Below are 16,162 nucleotides of genomic sequence, written 5' to 3'. Positions count from 1 at the left end.
GGGGCATTACGTTCATGCACTTCCAGGGTTTCCCACTCAAGCCGCTTGAGGCGAGCCTTAAGCCTAGGCGTCGACCTACCGTTAAGTATACCGTGGCCGCTGTTATGCTGGGCTTGCTTGCCACCTCGGCGCAGGCCCAATCAGCCCATCAGGGAACGGCTGAAGCCGAACAGCAAAACCCTGTGCAACAACGCTATACATTCAACCTGCCCGAGCAGCACCTGCTCTACTCGCTGGGTGAATTTACCGCCACCACGCAGATTGCTGTGATCCGTCAGGATGGTCAACCCATTGACGGTATCGCACCAGCCTTACACGGCGAAATGACAGCAGATGAAGCACTACGCACACTGCTCGCTGGTTCCTCACTTGCCATATCGTACCGTAATCCAAGAACCGCTGAGTTGCTGCCCCCTTCCACGGCCACTACCGTGGGCAATCAAACCGCCTTTAGCACCGTCACAGTAGAAGCCGACCGTATAGACGACAACTGGGTCTATCACGACCCCCGCTCGGCGAGCGTGATCACCCGCGAGCAGATTGACCGCACACCGCCCCGTCATGCCGCTGATATGCTTCAGGAAACGCCGGGTGTCTACAGTGCAGTCAATGCGCAAGACCCAGGGCTGTCGGTCAATATTCGTGGCATGCAGGACTTCGGGCGCGTCAATATGATGGTTGACGGCATGCGCCAGAACTTCAACGAGAACGGCCACCAGCAGCGCAACGGCACCATGTATGTCGACTCCGAGTTATTGTCAGATGTCGTCATTGAGAAAGGCGCCAGTACGGGGGTACATGGCGCGGGCGCCATTGCTGGCAGTGCCAACTTCCGCACCATCGATGTAGATGATGTTCTTTTACCGGGTAAAGATATCGGCGTGCGCTTACGCGGTATGACCGGCGTTGGTGGCGAAGGCAATGGAGTCAACTTTATTGGTAGCGCGGCTGTAGCCGGGCGCCTTGGCGATCGCTGGGAACTGCTGGCGGCACGCAGCAAGCGCAACTTCGGCGAATATGCGCCTGGCCGTCGGCGCCCTAATTACGATTTCTTGACAGTCGGCGTGCAGGACCAATTTCACCAAGAACTCCAGCAAGATGTAGAGCGCGTTCGGTTTACCGACAACGAGCAAGACTCGAACCTGTTCAAAGCGCGTTTTCATATCGATGACGATCAGTCGCTAACGTTTTCCTACTTAGGCACCGAACTTTCTTACAACAACGTCTCTGATCGGCAGGTCTTACGAGCCGGAGAGGTAGTCGACGGCGATAATGCCTGGCGCCGCTTTGGCGATGCCAATACCACCTCCGATTCGGTCAGCCTGCGCTATAACCTCAACCCCGAATCGCCTTTGATCAATCTCGAAGCCAATGCCTATTTCGTCTCTACCGAGGGAAACCGCTATATCGAAGCGGGCAGGCCGGTGATTGAGGGCGGCACCAACATGACCGACCTCTACTGGATGATGGGCTCCTGCGAACAAAATCCCGTACAAGATAGGCACTACAATGCTTGTCGCGCTGGTCTAGATAACAATAACCGCACCGAAATAGATACCTACGGCTTTACGCTGGAAAATACCGCGCGCTTTTCACTAGGCGGAATCGATGGGCTTTCGTCCAACCATGGTATCGAGTACTTCATCGACAAGGGCAAATCGACGACGACACAAGAGCGCGGAGGACGACAGTTTGGCGGCAGCCTAAACACCATGCAACCCAACGGTGAACGCAGTATTGCCAGCGCCTTTGGCAACTTACAGTGGGAAGATGAGACGTTTACTCTGGCAGCGGGGCTGCGCTATGACTACTACAAGCTCAAGGGCTCAACTCAACTGCCGGGGGCGGAGTGGACATATAATGATCGCTATGCAATGGCGCTGAGATACGCGCAGTCCAGATTAAATAGCGCAGAAAGTCAGTGTCGCAGTCCGTATCTTTCAGAGGCGCAACGCCAAAGAGCGTGTGATCGAATTCCCCAAGAGCAGGCATTCGTCAATGATCCAACCACTTTTCCTAACTATCAGACCGGCAACAACTTCAATCCAATGTGGCAATCAGAAACCGTGCTGCATGACTATGACGTCGATAACAGCATGGACAAGCTTCTGCCAACGCTATCCGCAGCCTACCGTCCTAATGAGAACATCGAGCTATTTGCCAACTGGGGCCGAGGCTGGCGACCACCGGCACTCACCGAAACTCTGATGCAAGGCAGCCACCCTGGTGACCCTTTTGCAGTGCTATTCCCTAACCCCCATGCACAACCGGAAACCTCGCGCAGCTGGGATCTAGGCGCCAACTTTACTGCCCAGGATCTGTTTAAAAGAGGAGATCGCTTTTTCAGCAAGCTTTCTTACTACGACACCCGTGTGGATAACTACCTGATCACGTCCATGGTAAACGTCATGCCGGGGCAGCCAGGCACCGGGCTAGGTCACACCATGTTCGTCCCCAACTTGCTGCCTATGAACTTCCGTGGCTTAGAGCTGGAAATCGATTACGACGCTGATACTTGGTATACCCAGGCCAACTACACCCACGTTTTAGGCAGCGATAACCAGTTCTGCCAACGCATTTACCCTCTTGGCAGCGGATGGATTCAACAAGATATACCCAATGAAGATGGCAGCTACCCTGACGCTCACTATGAAGCAATCGAAGCGGGCTACGAGTCCCGCGAGGATCAGCTCGATAATCAAACCTATTGCGGCATTGACGTCATCGGCATGAACAGCGCTCGGCAATTGCCCATGGATCGCGGCAGCCTCACCTTTGGTACCCGCTGGTTCGACCAGCGCCTAGATGTAGGCACGCGCCTTAACTACAGCGCAGGCGGTGGCCCAGAGGATTTCGATTTCGACCTCTGGCCCACCTATGTCACGTGGGACCTCTACGCCAGCTATCAGGTCAGCCCTAATCTACTGCTACGCGCCAGCATGCTCAACGTGCGTGACCGCAACTACGTTACCGGCTACTCGGATATTTTCTCCAAGAGTTACGGTGCGGGCCGCACCCTAATGGCCGGGGCAGAACTGCGTTTTTAATTTCATGACAGCGCTATTGTGCTGTTAACGAATATGCCCGCCAAGCGGGCATACAGGGCAGGTAACTCACCTTGCCTGCCAACTCACGGCCTCAAGGCCAACATTGTTATATAAAGGAGATTGAAAATGTCTATTAGCTATACCTACGATGAAAACAACTTCCCAGAGCTTTTCATCCCTGGCTCATCATTGGAAAGCCTACTACTGGAATTTGAGGAATCAGGCGCACCCGGCGAGCATAGTGACGATAACCCGGGCGGTATCAATGAAGGTGGATTCTTCACCAACGGAGTAGGCTCGGGCCTAGCGGGTGATACCTATGCCATGGCCAATAACGAAGGTGCGTTTGCCTTCTCAGCCACCGGGGATCTCTCCTATAACTTCGCTGATCATGCTCTGACCGGCACCCTAGAGAGCCTCACGCTGGGCTCACATCTCCTCAATGGCGAAGTCGTCAATGACTTCATTACCTTCACCTTCGACGATCCCATCGTCGCCAGCCATAACGGTCGTGGCAACGAAGTGCACGACATCATCTGGGGCTTGATGAACGGCTCGGTGGAAGGTGCCGATGACAGCGCTGGCACTGGCACCAACGGCGGCTTATTGGCGGTGCTGGACGATGCAGGCCTTCTCGGCGATGCCATCCCAGCTTCCGTCACTGGCGTATCTACCAGCGAATTCGATTTCGCCCTGGCTGCGTGAGCAACGCCATCGCTATAAACACCTAATAAAAAAGGCAAGGGGAATCCCCTTGCCGCAACGTTCAAACACCGCGTCAGGGGCGTTATGCCTTGGCGCGGTGCCTCGGCATTCTCGCCCGATGAGACGAGAAGTCAAGCAGAGACGTGACCAAAGCACTAATGAGAGAACGAATTCGAGACGAGTTGCTATGGCGGTTCGTTGATTTGTTACGTCTATTTTCAGGGACATAGCTAATGACCCCCTCCCAACGCCAGCCCGGAAACGAACTCTACCGAGCACTTGGCCGCTATCGCGGCACACTGCGCTCGGTAGGGCTGTTCAGTGCGGTTATCAATCTACTGATGCTAGTGCCGCCGCTGTATATGCTGCAGGTCTATGATCGCGTACTGGCTTCCGGCAATACCACCACGCTAATGATGCTAACGGGCATGGCGCTGGGACTGTTGGCGTTAATGGGTGCCTTGGAGTACATACGCAGCCTGGCAGTCATTCATATTGGCGAACGGTTCGATGAACAACTGGGGGAGCGGGTTTACGCGGCAGCCTTCGAGCGCGGGCTAAGCGGCCAGGCAGCTCAGGCGGGGCAAGCTACTCGGGATCTTGATTCGCTGCGCCAATTTATCACCGGCAACGCGGTATTTGCGTTCTTCGATGCCCCCTGGTTCCCGTTGTATTTGCTGGTGATGTTTATGTTCCACCCCTGGATTGGCTGCCTAGCGCTGGGGGGCGCCGTGGTACTGGTGGGCTTAGCGTGGCTGAATGAACGGCTTTCCCAGCCGCCGCTGCGTGAAGCGGGTTCGCTTTCTGTACAGGCCAATGCCATGGCGGAAGCACAATTGCGCCATGCCGATGCCATCGAGTCGATGGGTATGCTGTCATCCTTTACCCGCCGCTGGTCGCACCTGCACGCTGGCTTTGTCGCACTGCAGGGGCTGGCCAGCGAGCGCACCGCGCTGGTGACAGCTATCTCCAAGAGCCTGCGCGTCGCGCTGCAGTCACTGGTGCTCGGGCTGGGCGCTTGGCTAGCAATTGGCGGGCAAATCAGCCCTGGCACGATGATCGCGGGCTCGATCCTGATGGGCCGGGCGCTCAGCCCCATTGATCAGGTCATCAATGCCTGGCGGCAGTGGTCATCGACACGGCTGGCTTACCAGCGCTTGGGTAACCTGCTAACAGCACACCCGGCCCGTCAGCCAGGCATGGACCTCCCTGCCCCGCTGGGCAAGCTTAATGTGGAGCCGGTAAGCGCTATGCCGCCCGGCGGAAAGACACCCACACTGGTTCAAGTGGGCTTTCAATTGGAAGCGGGCAGCGTGCTCGGTGTTATCGGGCCTTCGGGGTCAGGCAAATCTACCTTGGCCAAACTGCTGGTGGGTGTTTGGCAGCCAAAGATCGGTACCGTGCGGCTGGATGGTGCCGATATCCAGCGCTGGGACAAGGCGCTACTGGGGCCACATATCGGCTACCTGCCTCAGGATGTCGAGCTGTTTGCAGGTAGCGTGGCGGAGAATATCGCCCGCTTCAGCGAACCAGACCCCATAAAGGTCGTCGAGGCCGCCAAAACCGCGGGCGTACACGAACTGATTCTGGCCCTACCCAATGGCTACGACACCTACTTAGGAGATGGCGGGATCGGACTTTCGGGCGGGCAGCGTCAGCGTATTGGCCTGGCCAGGGCGCTCTACGGCCCCCCAGCGCTCGTCGTGCTGGACGAACCCAATGCAAGCCTTGATGACGCCGGTGAAAAAGCACTCTTGGAAGCGTTACAGCGTCTGCGTGAACACCACGTTACGGTGGTGCTGATCACCCACCGCCCTCAGGTACTCAAGGCCACTTCTCACTTGCTAGTACTACGTGAAGGCCGCCTGCAGAAGTTCGGCCCCACTGAAGAGATATTGCAAGCCCTGAGCGCTGCCCGCCAAGCGGCAGCACCTGCCAATGGCGCGATGGCCACCCCGTATGCGCAAAACGCTTATACCTACGGCAATGTTTCCATCAATCGTCAGGAGCAGCGCGCATGACCCTTCGCGATATCTCGCAGGCGTCGCCTGCTGCAAAACCACACGCCTCCTCAGCCACACCCGACTGGCAAGCACTCGCCATGCGCCGAAAGCGACGACCGCTACGTATAGGAAGTTGGCTACTACTGGGAGGTTTAGCACTGTTTGTGGCTTGGGCAGCCTGGGCACCGTTGGATAATGGTATCGCGGTACCCGCGACAGTGGTTGTCTCCGGCAATCGACAGGCGGTTGAGCATCCAACCGGCGGTGTGATTGGGCGGCTGTGGGTACGTGAAGGAGACCAGGTGACAGAAGGACAAACGCTTATCAGCCTGAACACCACACGACTGGAACATCAAGCCAGTGCACTGCGCTTACAGCGGGCATCATCACTGGCAGAAACAGCACGTTTGGAGGCCGAGCGTGACCAACTAAGCACTATTAGCATGCCTTCTGACCTGATGAGCAGTGCCGATGTGGATGTCGGCACCATGCTGGCATTGCAGCGTCAGTTATTCACTAGCCGGCGCAATGCGCTGGCCGCTGAAATCTCAGGGATCGAGGCCAACCTTGATGGTCAGCGTGCCCGGGTGGCGGGGCTAGAGTCCTCGATGACCCAACAACGGCTGCGCCTGTCAGCCTTGGGTGAGCAGCGCAACAACCTGCGTGAGCTGGCTGCCGACGGCTATATTCCCCGCAACCGGCTGCTGGAAATCGAAAACAGCTATGCCCAGCTGCAGGCCGACATTGCTGCAGAGGCCGGCATGCTGCAGCAGACACGGCGCCAGATCGATGAGTTACAGCTTCGTCTGATCCAACGCAATGAAGAGTATCAGCGTGACGTGCAGGAACTGCTTTCCCAGTCACGCTTGCGTGCACAGGAACTGACTAGCCAACTGGCAAGCACTGAGTTTGACTTGGCCCATGCCGAGATACGCGCTCCTCGCTCAGGAACGGTGGTGGGGTTAACCCAGCATACCGAAGGCGGTGTAGCCCAGCCCGGTGCCTTACTGATGGAAATTGTCCCTCAGGGCGAACCCTTATGGGTGGAGGGCCAGTTGCCCGTTGAACAGATTGACCGAGTGCACGCGGGCCTGCCAGTTGAGCTTGCCTTTACCGCTTTCGAGCGTAGCAGCACACCACGCATACCCGGGGTTGTCAGCCAGGTTTCCGCCGACCGGCTCACCAATGAACAGACAGGGCTGCCTTATTACCGGATGTATATCGAAGTAGCCAACGATGACCTCTCCCCCTTAGGCAGCCAACCACTCAAAGCGGGTATGCCGGTCGAAGCCTTTGTGCGCACTGGCGAACGCACGCTGCTCAACTATCTGTTTAAGCCACTGCTTGACCGCGCCCGCACGGCTTGGGGGGATGCATGATTCACACTGCATCACGGCGATACAGCACTTGGTTATTGATGGCTTGCCTCTGCTGCTCTTTCAATGCATTCGCACTAGACTTCCGGGAGGCCTACGAACTGGCCAAACAGCATGATCCAGGCTGGCTGGCCGCACAGAGCGAGAGTGCAGCCGGGCAACAGGCCCGAGCGCTAGGACGATCCGCGTTACTGCCCTCGCTCAACTATCGCTACTCACGGGCTAAAAATTGGTCGGAAGTGCGGCAGGAAACACCCCTCGGCTCGACCACAAGCGATATGGATTACACCAGTTACTCCTCTTCTTTCACGCTAACGCAACCCTTGCTGGATGCAGCGGCTTTCGCCCAGTATCAAGCTGGCAAAGCACAGGCCCAAGCCGCTGAACTGACGCTTGAGCGCGCCCGCCAGGCGCTAGCCGTTCACGTTCTCCAGGCCTATACGGGGGTGCTTTACGCCTACGACGATATCGAACTGGCAACAGCCCACCTGCGCGCCCTGCAAGAAGAGCACCAGCGTAGCCAGCGTTTTATTGATTATGGCGAGGGCACCCGTACCGACCAGTTAGAGATTACGGCCCAGGCACGCTTGGTGGAAGCCCAACTGATTGAAGCCGAAGACCGCTTGAGTGATGCCCACAATGCGCTGCGCGCCCTGACTGGCACAGGTGCCCCACCCAGCTCACTTGCCCCATTGCAGGCCGACCGGCTAGCCCGCAATGTGCAAACCGCCCAGGAAAGCTCCGTGTTGTCACTGGACCAGTGGCACGAACGCACACTGGCCCATAATCCTGAGCTGGCCGCCCAGCGCAGCCTACTGGAAGCTGCTCGTCACCAGTTGAACCAGCAACGCGCCGGACACCTGCCAAATGTGCGCTTATATGCACGCAGCCAGATCTCCGACTCCAACTCTGAAAACGTCATTGGTCAGCGTTACGACACTGATAGCATTGGCATGGAAGTCAACTTACCGCTCTATTCAGGCGGCCGAGTCGTGGCGGCTAGCCGTCAGGCCGACAATACCTATGCACAGACGCGCCATGAATTGGATGCCGCAACAATAGAATTGCTGAACGATGTTGAGCGCCAGTACCGGTTAAGTCGTAGCAGCCAACAACGTATTGAGGCCTACCAGCAGACGGTAGACGCTGCAACAGAACGCCTGGAAGCTACACGGAGAAGTATTCTTGGTGGCGAACGAACCAATTTGGATGTGCTAAACGCCGAGCGTGAACGTTTCGAGGCGCTACGCGACCTGTCCCGTGCCCGCTATGACTATCTATTAGCTTGGCTAACACTACGCTGGCAGGCAGGGGTATTAAATGATGAGGACATTTCCCAAGTTGCTGGCTATTTTTAGTAGTAACCTAAAACTCACCAGCATAATGAGGTAATTTCCATTCACAACCGTTTATAACTTAAGTGCAGAGATAAGGCCCATAGGAATGTGACTAGATGACGCTGATACGTATTCTTTGGGTGGGCTTGGCAGGGTTGAGTTTTAGCATCGGAGTACTAGGCATTTTTCTACCCCTGCTGCCTACCACCGTGTTTATGCTAATGGCGGTTTACTGCGCCTCCAGGGGTTCGCCGCGCTTCGAGGTTTGGATCCGCTCCCGTCACTATGTCGGCCCCCTACTGGTTAACTGGGAACAAGAGCGCGCCATACCCAAGCGCGCTAAGATTTTTGCCGTTTGCACGATAGCGTTGAGTGCGATAATCACTGTTTGGTCACTCGGGCCTGGCTGGTTAAGCGGGGCAGTGGTAGCCCTACTAATGCTGATTGCACTTTGGCTGGCTACCCGGCCAGAGCCCTCGTCGGCGCACAAATAGGTCACCCATAAAATTTCGGGCAACTCTAATTAAGAAGAGTTAAAGAGACCAGCACAACCGTACCGGTCTTGGCCTTTTGCATACCAAAGGTGCGCTCACAACGCCACCCGCAGCGTTGTACTATTTAACAGCAGGTATCGACCCAGCCACCCTCAATAACGCAGTTATTCCGGCTTAACCTCAAGCGCGCCGTTAACAGCCTAGACTGCTTTCTAGATGACTTTACACTCAGAGGGCACGCGACGCCCTACCGTCCAAGTGGCTTCATCGCCCTTTCCGCGGAACTCATGTGTTGGTGTGGCATACCACATACCAGAGGCTGGGCGCTGGCTCTCCAAGCGTAGTGTGTCGCCATTAATCATAACCAGCGCGGCATCTTCCTGCTGATCGAAAATAACGGTGAACTCCGTACCATCATCACAACGATAGTCAGCCTGTGGGTAATTATCCTGCGGGTCATTACTATGTGTAGAAGCCGTGGTACAGCCTACCAGTAGTAATGAAACCAATACGCTAGCCAAGCTCAGGTAAGAATATTTCATTGCATTATCATCCATGAGTGAGTTGTTAGGTCGTTTTACCTTATCAGTATGATGAACACCATGCTATTGCGCGAATGAACGTTAAGCCCAGCGGGTATCAGCCGTGAATGCAACGGTAAACCAACAGAGTTCGGGGGCTACGGAGATTCCCTGGGAGATCTGCCCACGAATATCATCCAGCTCCGCAACACCTTTATCACTGGCAAAATCAGGCGTTGTAACAATATGGATTTCAATGAAATAACCACGCCCGCTTTTGGCCACATGGCTGGTGTAGGAAAGCACACCGTCTCGCTGCATCACAGGCACCATTGCCGCATGGACCTCGCTATCCAAAGCGCTGGGGGCGATAAGAAAAATATCCCGCAACGCACGCCGCACAATACCGATAGGAACGGGGAGCAGGCAGAGTGTCAGTATCGCTAGTAGGAAAGAGTCGACATAAGGCGTGAGGTAGGCATAGCTGGTTCTTTCCATCACCAATGCAACAGCAAAGGCCAGCAGCAGTGCAGCGGTAATTGATGCTGCCATCACCCAGCCATGCATATCAATGCGCACCAGTTCCGAACCAACCTGGCGATTCAGTTTTCGCTGATACAATGCCATAGCAGTACATACTGCTGTTACTACGATGGCATAAAGAATGGCGATACCAAAAGCGAGTTCATTACCACCATCCATTAACCCCTGCACAGCGTTCAAGAACGCGTAAAAACACAGCAGTAGCAAAATGCTGCCATTCAGGCCTGCTACCAGCGGTTCAAGGTGCCAATAGCCATGCTGGAAACGTTGGCTGGCTTCACGCACCACCAAACGTGCGACCACCAGCGCCAGCCCCGACATGGCGGCATCAATGGTGGAGAAGACGCCATCGAAGAGAACGGAACGAGAACCGGATAAGAGGCCGAAGACAATCCCCAGGGTAGAGACGCCCAAGGTTACCAGAATAGATATTTTCAGAGCACGCTGCTCAAGGGTGGCCGTCATGGTCTATCTCTTTTTGAAAGCTGACTCTCTATCGTAGCCAAACCATTTTAAAAGAGCGACGCTATCAGCACTGCTTAATATCCCCGTTAGCATATTTTATCCATGTTTTACCCAGGTGGTTGCGCAGTTCCCGTCCTACGCGTTCTCCATCCCGAGCTTCTAAGGCCACCATAATAGCCTCGTGCTCTTCCATTGCCGTTGCCCACTTTTCATTTTTTTGATTTGAAAGGTAACGAACGCGATAAAGCTGGCGACTCAGATTAGCGTGCATATCAATCAGCGTGGTATTGCCAGAAAGCGCCACGATCCGGTTGTGGATATCTTGGTTTAAACGAAAGTAGTTCTGACGATCGCGCCTTAAGAAAGCAGCCTTCATTTCATAATGAAGCGCTTGCAACTCCGCAATATCGTCATCGCTGGCGTTGGCGCACGTTAGTTCTGCTGCAGCCTGTTCAAGCACACTTAAGACATACGCCTTCTCTTTCATATCGGCGGGGCTTACATCCGCCACCACGGCACCACGGTTTGGTGATATCACCACCAGCCCTTCCGCAGCAAGAATCTTCAGCGCCTCCCGCAAAGGGGTACGTGATACTTGCAGTTCAACCGCCAATGTTCGCTCAGGCAAACGTTGACCAGGCTGAAAATGATCCATCACGATATGTTCACGCAGATAATTCGCGACTTTCTCCACAAGTCCAGGCTGATTTGGCTGGGTGACTTCTTCCATTGGCATATTCACATAGTAAGTGAGCGCCAAGAATGGCATACCAAAAAAATCCTTTCAAACAAATATCGTCAAAATTGTTATTTTTTAAATCCATATTTATCAACATCATAAATACAAAATGAGGTATTTCAATACCAAAGTATTAACGCCTACCAATTGACCCTAAAAATGGTATACCACTACATTCCATACATACGATCACTAAAAAGCTCACCTCGTTAGCAACATGACGGCACAAAGTGTCATCGCAGCAGTCTGACCAGAAAAGGGAAACCCCACACCCTATGAACTACTTACAACATTTTGAAAAAGGCAAGGTGGTTGAGGCCTGTATAGCGGGCGCTGGCGACTTTGGCCGCGGTGTATTGCGCCAAGCACGGCAGATGGAAAAACTATCAGCGCGTATCGCAATCGACATAAATCCTGAAAAAGCAGCTGAAGCGCTGCGTCATGCAGGCATCCCTAACGATCAAATAATGGTATGCCATTCTCAAAGTGATGCTGAAAAAGCTTGGCAAAAAGGGCTGTTTATCGCCACGGTTGCCTTTGAAACTATCCAAGCACTGCCCTTCGATATTTTAGTGGAGTCCACCGGCATTCCTGATGTAGGGGCACGCTATGCAGAAGCCGCCCTGCTCGCAGGTAAGCACGTTGGCATCGCCACTAAAGAGACCGAATCGGTGGTCGGCCCCTATTTGACTCGTTTGGCCTATCAACAGGGTTGCTTATTCACACCTTTAGATGGCGACCAGCCTAGCCTGCTAATTGGCCTGCTCACCTGGGCCAAAACCCTGGGTTTTGAAATTATTGCAGCAGGTAAAAGTAGCGAATATGACTTCATCTGGGATGAAGCAAACAGCACCGTTACCTGTAATGGCATTGAGTTTTTGGCCCCCGGTTTAAACGAGCTGTGGGAGTTGCCAACAGGACGTGAGCGTGAGGTGGTGGAGGCCCGCAGCAAGCTACTCGCTGCAATCCCACAAATTTCGGTGCCCGACCTGTGCGAAATGGTCAACGTGGCTAATGCCACTGGATTAAGCCCAGACCTACCTGAATTTCACGCCATGGTACTGCGCACAGCAGAAGTACCCACACTGCTGGATCTTCAGGCTCAAGGCGGCGTACTGCAGGGGCTTGAGCGCTTGGAAGTATTTAACTGCCTACGTCGCCCAGATGAGCTTAGCTTTGCTGGGGGGGTCTTTGTGGTGGTGCGCTGTGAAGATCCCCATGTATGGGGCCTGCTGCGGGATAAAGGCCATGTATTAAGCCGCAGCGGCAATAGCGCGATGATTTACCTACCCCGCCACCTGCTTGGTTTGGAAGCACCGATTTCGCTATTGGATGTGGTCATTAATGGCCAAACCTCCGGCGGTGGACATGCCACGACGCCTCAATTTGATCTCACCGCGCGCGCCACACAGCCGATTAAGGCAGGCCAACAGTTAGCAATGCGCGGCCACCATCGGCATATCGAGGGCTTGTGCCCGGAGATTCACCCCGCCGCGCCGCTATCATCAACTGAAAAAGTACCGTTTTATCTGCTTCCAGGTGCTGACGTGATTCGCGATATTGCACCGAACCAACCGATCACCTTAGCGGATGTTGCGTTGCCTGAATCTACTTTAAAGCGGCTACGCGAAAAACAGGACCAGTTGTTCAAACTGGATATATCAGCCCCCGAAGCCACTGTCGTTAGCACGCATGACTAATCCTTCTTCGCGGGGATAAGAAAAGCAATAACAATTAGATTGGAGAAGCACTATGTTTACCAAGCTCTTGCTCACTAAGAACACCCTCAAAATGGCCACTATCAGCGTCACTTTGGTTAGCTTCGCAACTGCAGTCAACGCTGACGATGCAGCAGATTACCCGACTAAACCTATCCAGTTCCTGGTAGCAGCAGGGGCCGGTGGCGGTACGGATAACTTTGCTCGGGTGGTACGCCCAATGTTTGAAGAAGCCCTGGGTGGCGCTCGTATCACGGTGGTCAACCTGCCTTCAGCATCCGGCGCCCTGGCTCACCAGCGCACCGCAAACGGCGCACCGGACGGGCACACTCTTGATTTCGCTTCCACTACCCTGGTGACATCATTGGCCGCCGGGCAAAACCCAATCGGCTTAGACCAGCTCACACCCGTGGCGCGTATGCAGTCCGATGTGATGGCACTGTTTGTTAATCCAAACCGCTATCCGGATTTTGAATCCTTCATGGAGTATGCCCAAGCCAATCCAGGAAAGGTAACAGTGGGTGGCACTCACACCGCTAGCCCTGACCATGTCGCCTTTCTTTCCTTGCGCGACGCCTCTGGTCTGGATATGAGCTTTATTCCTTACGACAGCACCGGCAATGCCACAGCGAACGTTCTAGGTAACAACATAGACGCTACCACTACATCACTTAGCCCGCTGCTGAGCTATATAGAAGCGGGCCAGATGATGCCTATTTTGGTGTTCAGCGATGAGCGCTTGGCCGACTACCCGGATGTTCCCACCACTGTCGAGTACGAGTGGGATCTTACCGACGGTAATGATCGAGCGATTTTTGTTCACGCCGATACGCCGGCCCCCATTCTTCAACGCATCGAAGCAGCGTTCAAAGAAGTTTATGACTCAGAAGAGTACCAAACATACGCTGAGCGCGTGAACCTAACCTACCGCGACGGATGGATGGATAGTGGTGAATATCGCCAGCGCCTTGAGAACAATTATGAGCTCTATTCGCGGCTGCTAAGTAACGAACAATAAATAGTCAATAAAGCACTATGTGAAGGCAAGTAAATAACTTGCTTGCCTTTTGATACTCACTGGCAGGGGCTTCTGTTATCAGGCAGCCTCTGCCACCTTCCCTTCGGGGTTTATCATGCTCGCCAGGATTTCTCTTTTCGCGCTCGCAGTTGTGTTGCTAGCACTGATCAGCTTGGTACCCACGCTGCAGTTTCCCAGCTCCGCGGAAGTTTCGACTTTTATTGGCCCACGGGTATGGCCTCTAACCTTAATCATTGCACTTCTAGGGCTGGGTAGCGCGCTGCTATTGATCACTTGGCGTGATGCACGACGAGGCACCACTTACGACGATGAACTAGCAGCACTCTCCCACCCCCCGAGCGGTTCAGTCGCCACTCAACGTTTCACATTCGCGTCTACGCGGCATTGGTGGTTGATAGCCGCCACCCTTATCTACACCTGGTTGATAAGTGAAGTTGGCTTTTTATTCGCCAGTATTGCGTTCACGTTGGTGTGTACCTTACTGCTGGGCGCACGCTCTTGGCGCACGATTCTTATCACCTTGGTGGTGGCCACGCTGCTTATGCAGGGTGTCTTCGTCACGCTGCTGGGCATTCCCTTATGAGATACCTCTTTCTGGCACCCCCTAATAACCGCGACTGCTTTCTCTTCAGGAGTTGACGATGCTAGAGCATTTTCTAGGCGGGCTGGCGGTGGTGATGCAGCCACTCAACCTGCTACTACTAACCTCTGCGGTATTTATCGGTTTTATCGGCGGTGCACTACCCGGTATCAGCGGCGTTATTCTGGTGGTTATCCTGCTGCCTGTCACCTACGGCATGGACTCCACTACCGCTTTTATGCTGTTAACCGCCATTTATGGTGCAACCGTTTTTTCTGGTTTGATTACCGCCATTCTCTACCGCGCGCCCGGCACTCCAGAAGCAGTCATGACCGCTTTTGACGGTTACCCGATGACCCAACAGGGTCAGGCAGGTAAAGCACTGGGCATTGGTGTACTTAGCTCTGCGATTGGCGGCTTGGTGGGTACGGTCGCCCTGATTATCTTTACCCCCATGCTGGCCAAATTAGCGTTGAGATTCTCTTCTCCGGAGTATTTTGCCTTAGCGGTACTGGGCCTTACGGTGGTGGCATCGCTGGGCGGCCGACTCATCTATGGCCTGATTGGAGCCACCCTGGGACTATTTATTGCCACCATCGGCATCGACCCACTCACAGGCACCAGCCGCTACACGTTTGATAACCTCAACCTTATGGAGGGGGTGGGGCTGATCCCAATGATCGTGGGCCTCTTCGCCATTTCGGAGGTCATGAAGCGCTCGCTCGACCAAGATACTCATCAACCGCTAAAGAAGGTTAAAGTTAAAATTTTTGACCTGCCGATTTTGCGTCAGATCGGCAACACGCTGGCGCGCTCCTCTATTATCGGTGTGATCATTGGCATTCTGCCAGGTATTGGTGCCAGTACCGCCGCTATGGTGAGCTATAGCGAAACAGTGCGCTGGTCCAAGCATCCCGAGAAATTTGGCAAAGGAGCACCGGAAGGCATTGCCGCTCCAGAATCAGCTAATAACGCTGCTGCCATGGGCGCCTTAGTGCCGCTGTTTGCCCTCGGCATTCCAGGTAGCGGCACCACAGCGGTGATTTTGGGTGCTTTTATCATGCACGGCCTGCAGCCTGGGCCTATGTTTATGATGACCCATAGCAGCCTGATCTATGCAGTGTTCGCAGGCCTGTTTATCGTCAACTTTATGATTCTGCTGTTCTCAAAGCCCTTTATCACCCTATTCACCAAGCTTTTGAACGTACCCTACTCGGCACTCGGCCCAATCATCATTATGTGCTGCATCGTAGGCACTTACTCAGTGCGTAACTCAATGTTTGATGTGTGGCTGATGCTAGGCTTTGGCGTACTTGGTTATCTACTGGAAAAGCTAAAATTCCCGCTGGTATCGATCATTCTCGGCTTGGTGCTTGGCCCCATTGCAGAAAGCGAGCTGCGCCGCACGTTATCGATGTCTCAAGGCGATATTTCTATTTTCTTTACCCGCCCAATCAGCGCCACCCTGCTTGCCATCGCAGCACTGCTACTGGCAGTCACGATCATTACACCGTTAATAAAGCGTGCGCGTATGAACGCTGCCACGCACTGACCCCTGACGACGGAAGCGACTTATGACAATCGTATTAGGCGCC

13 protein-coding genes are annotated in these 16,162 nt (G+C 54.3%); 10 read left to right on the top strand and 3 right to left on the bottom strand.

All coding sequences use genetic code 11. The features are described from left to right. The first annotated feature begins 14 nt into the window (after positions 1–14). The 6 genes from CPA45_RS21360 to CPA45_RS21335 all read left to right on the top strand — a co-directional run bounded on the left by CPA45_RS21360 (position 15) and on the right by CPA45_RS21335 (position 8,962). Positions 15–3,047 carry a TonB-dependent receptor gene (locus tag CPA45_RS21360; protein WP_165771604.1) on the top strand — a complete coding sequence of 1,011 codons (3,033 nt, stop codon included), beginning with the start codon at positions 15–17 and terminating at the stop codon, positions 3,045–3,047. A 126-nt stretch (positions 3,048–3,173) separates the two neighbouring features. After that, positions 3,174–3,752, top strand: a complete 579-nt coding sequence (locus CPA45_RS21355; RefSeq protein WP_096655132.1) for a heme acquisition protein HasA — start codon at positions 3,174–3,176, stop codon at positions 3,750–3,752. Positions 3,753–3,985: 233 nt separating this feature from the next. Continuing rightward, positions 3,986–5,773, top strand: a complete 1,788-nt coding sequence (locus tag CPA45_RS21350) for a type I secretion system permease/ATPase (protein WP_096655130.1) — start codon at positions 3,986–3,988, stop codon at positions 5,771–5,773. Continuing rightward, on the top strand, positions 5,770–7,134 hold the full coding sequence (locus tag CPA45_RS21345) for an HlyD family type I secretion periplasmic adaptor subunit (RefSeq protein ID WP_096655128.1): 1,365 nt from the start codon (positions 5,770–5,772) through the stop codon (positions 7,132–7,134). Before CPA45_RS21350 ends, CPA45_RS21345 begins: the two co-directional genes overlap by 4 nt. Next, on the top strand, positions 7,131–8,489 hold the full coding sequence (locus CPA45_RS21340) for a TolC family outer membrane protein (RefSeq protein ID WP_096655126.1): 1,359 nt from the start codon (positions 7,131–7,133) through the stop codon (positions 8,487–8,489). The genes CPA45_RS21345 and CPA45_RS21340 overlap by 4 nt, the downstream gene beginning before the upstream one ends. Positions 8,490–8,584: 95 nt before the next feature. Next, positions 8,585–8,962: a YbaN family protein gene (locus CPA45_RS21335; RefSeq protein ID WP_096655124.1), complete on the top strand. Its 378-nt coding sequence runs from the start codon at positions 8,585–8,587 to the stop codon at positions 8,960–8,962. A gap of 212 nt (positions 8,963–9,174) precedes the next feature. Here CPA45_RS21335 and CPA45_RS21330 read toward each other — a convergent pair whose 3' ends face one another. From CPA45_RS21330 to CPA45_RS21320, 3 genes are all read right to left on the bottom strand, one after another. After that, the gene (locus tag CPA45_RS21330; protein WP_208858572.1) at positions 9,175–9,504 is read right to left on the bottom strand and encodes an MliC family protein; all 330 of its coding nucleotides are present in this window, start codon (positions 9,502–9,504) and stop codon (positions 9,175–9,177) included. 81 nt (positions 9,505–9,585) lie between these two features. Continuing rightward, on the bottom strand, positions 9,586–10,491 hold the full coding sequence (locus tag CPA45_RS21325; protein ID WP_096655120.1) for a cation diffusion facilitator family transporter: 906 nt from the start codon (positions 10,489–10,491) through the stop codon (positions 9,586–9,588). Positions 10,492–10,555: 64 nt separating this feature from the next. Then, the gene (locus CPA45_RS21320) at positions 10,556–11,260 is read right to left on the bottom strand and encodes a GntR family transcriptional regulator (protein WP_244287673.1); all 705 of its coding nucleotides are present in this window, start codon (positions 11,258–11,260) and stop codon (positions 10,556–10,558) included. Between the two features lie 245 nt (positions 11,261–11,505). Here CPA45_RS21320 and CPA45_RS21315 point away from each other — a divergent pair, with 245 nt between their 5' ends. The 4 genes from CPA45_RS21315 to CPA45_RS21300 all read left to right on the top strand — a co-directional run bounded on the left by CPA45_RS21315 (position 11,506) and on the right by CPA45_RS21300 (position 16,119). Then, positions 11,506–12,930 carry an NAD(P)H-dependent oxidoreductase gene (locus CPA45_RS21315; RefSeq protein WP_096655118.1) on the top strand — a complete coding sequence of 475 codons (1,425 nt, stop codon included), beginning with the start codon at positions 11,506–11,508 and terminating at the stop codon, positions 12,928–12,930. 52 nt (positions 12,931–12,982) lie between these two features. Beyond that, complete coding sequence (locus tag CPA45_RS21310; protein WP_096655116.1) at positions 12,983–13,966, top strand: tripartite tricarboxylate transporter substrate binding protein; 984 nt, start codon at positions 12,983–12,985, stop codon at positions 13,964–13,966. Positions 13,967–14,081: 115 nt separating this feature from the next. Continuing rightward, the gene (locus CPA45_RS21305) at positions 14,082–14,570 is read left to right on the top strand and encodes a tripartite tricarboxylate transporter TctB family protein (protein WP_096655114.1); all 489 of its coding nucleotides are present in this window, start codon (positions 14,082–14,084) and stop codon (positions 14,568–14,570) included. Between the two features lie 58 nt (positions 14,571–14,628). Beyond that, positions 14,629–16,119: a tripartite tricarboxylate transporter permease gene (locus tag CPA45_RS21300; protein ID WP_096655112.1), complete on the top strand. Its 1,491-nt coding sequence runs from the start codon at positions 14,629–14,631 to the stop codon at positions 16,117–16,119. Positions 16,120–16,162: the final 43 nt, after the last annotated feature.

It is taken from the genome of Vreelandella nigrificans, from assembly GCF_002374315.1.
Taxonomy (GTDB): Bacteria; Pseudomonadota; Gammaproteobacteria; order Pseudomonadales; family Halomonadaceae; genus Vreelandella; species Vreelandella nigrificans.
This window is presented reverse-complemented; position numbering and strand designations above follow the sequence as displayed.

What these genes read in the sequence shown, in the direction of transcription:
- CPA45_RS21360 (WP_165771604.1), top strand. Translation starts at nt 15, where the DNA reads ATGCACTTCCAGGGTTTCCCACTCAAGCCGCTTGAGGCGAGCCTTAAG.
- CPA45_RS21355 (WP_096655132.1), top strand. Translation starts at nt 3,174, where the DNA reads ATGTCTATTAGCTATACCTACGATGAAAACAACTTCCCAGAGCTTTTC.
- CPA45_RS21350 (WP_096655130.1), top strand. Translation starts at nt 3,986, where the DNA reads ATGACCCCCTCCCAACGCCAGCCCGGAAACGAACTCTACCGAGCACTT.
- CPA45_RS21345 (WP_096655128.1), top strand. Translation starts at nt 5,770, where the DNA reads ATGACCCTTCGCGATATCTCGCAGGCGTCGCCTGCTGCAAAACCACAC.
- CPA45_RS21340 (WP_096655126.1), top strand. Translation starts at nt 7,131, where the DNA reads ATGATTCACACTGCATCACGGCGATACAGCACTTGGTTATTGATGGCT.
- CPA45_RS21335 (WP_096655124.1), top strand. Translation starts at nt 8,585, where the DNA reads ATGACGCTGATACGTATTCTTTGGGTGGGCTTGGCAGGGTTGAGTTTT.
- CPA45_RS21330 (WP_208858572.1), bottom strand. Translation starts at nt 9,504, where the DNA reads ATGAAATATTCTTACCTGAGCTTGGCTAGCGTATTGGTTTCATTACTA.
- CPA45_RS21325 (WP_096655120.1), bottom strand. Translation starts at nt 10,491, where the DNA reads ATGACGGCCACCCTTGAGCAGCGTGCTCTGAAAATATCTATTCTGGTA.
- CPA45_RS21320 (WP_244287673.1), bottom strand. Translation starts at nt 11,260, where the DNA reads ATGCCATTCTTGGCGCTCACTTACTATGTGAATATGCCAATGGAAGAA.
- CPA45_RS21315 (WP_096655118.1), top strand. Translation starts at nt 11,506, where the DNA reads ATGAACTACTTACAACATTTTGAAAAAGGCAAGGTGGTTGAGGCCTGT.
- CPA45_RS21310 (WP_096655116.1), top strand. Translation starts at nt 12,983, where the DNA reads ATGTTTACCAAGCTCTTGCTCACTAAGAACACCCTCAAAATGGCCACT.
- CPA45_RS21305 (WP_096655114.1), top strand. Translation starts at nt 14,082, where the DNA reads ATGCTCGCCAGGATTTCTCTTTTCGCGCTCGCAGTTGTGTTGCTAGCA.
- CPA45_RS21300 (WP_096655112.1), top strand. Translation starts at nt 14,629, where the DNA reads ATGCTAGAGCATTTTCTAGGCGGGCTGGCGGTGGTGATGCAGCCACTC.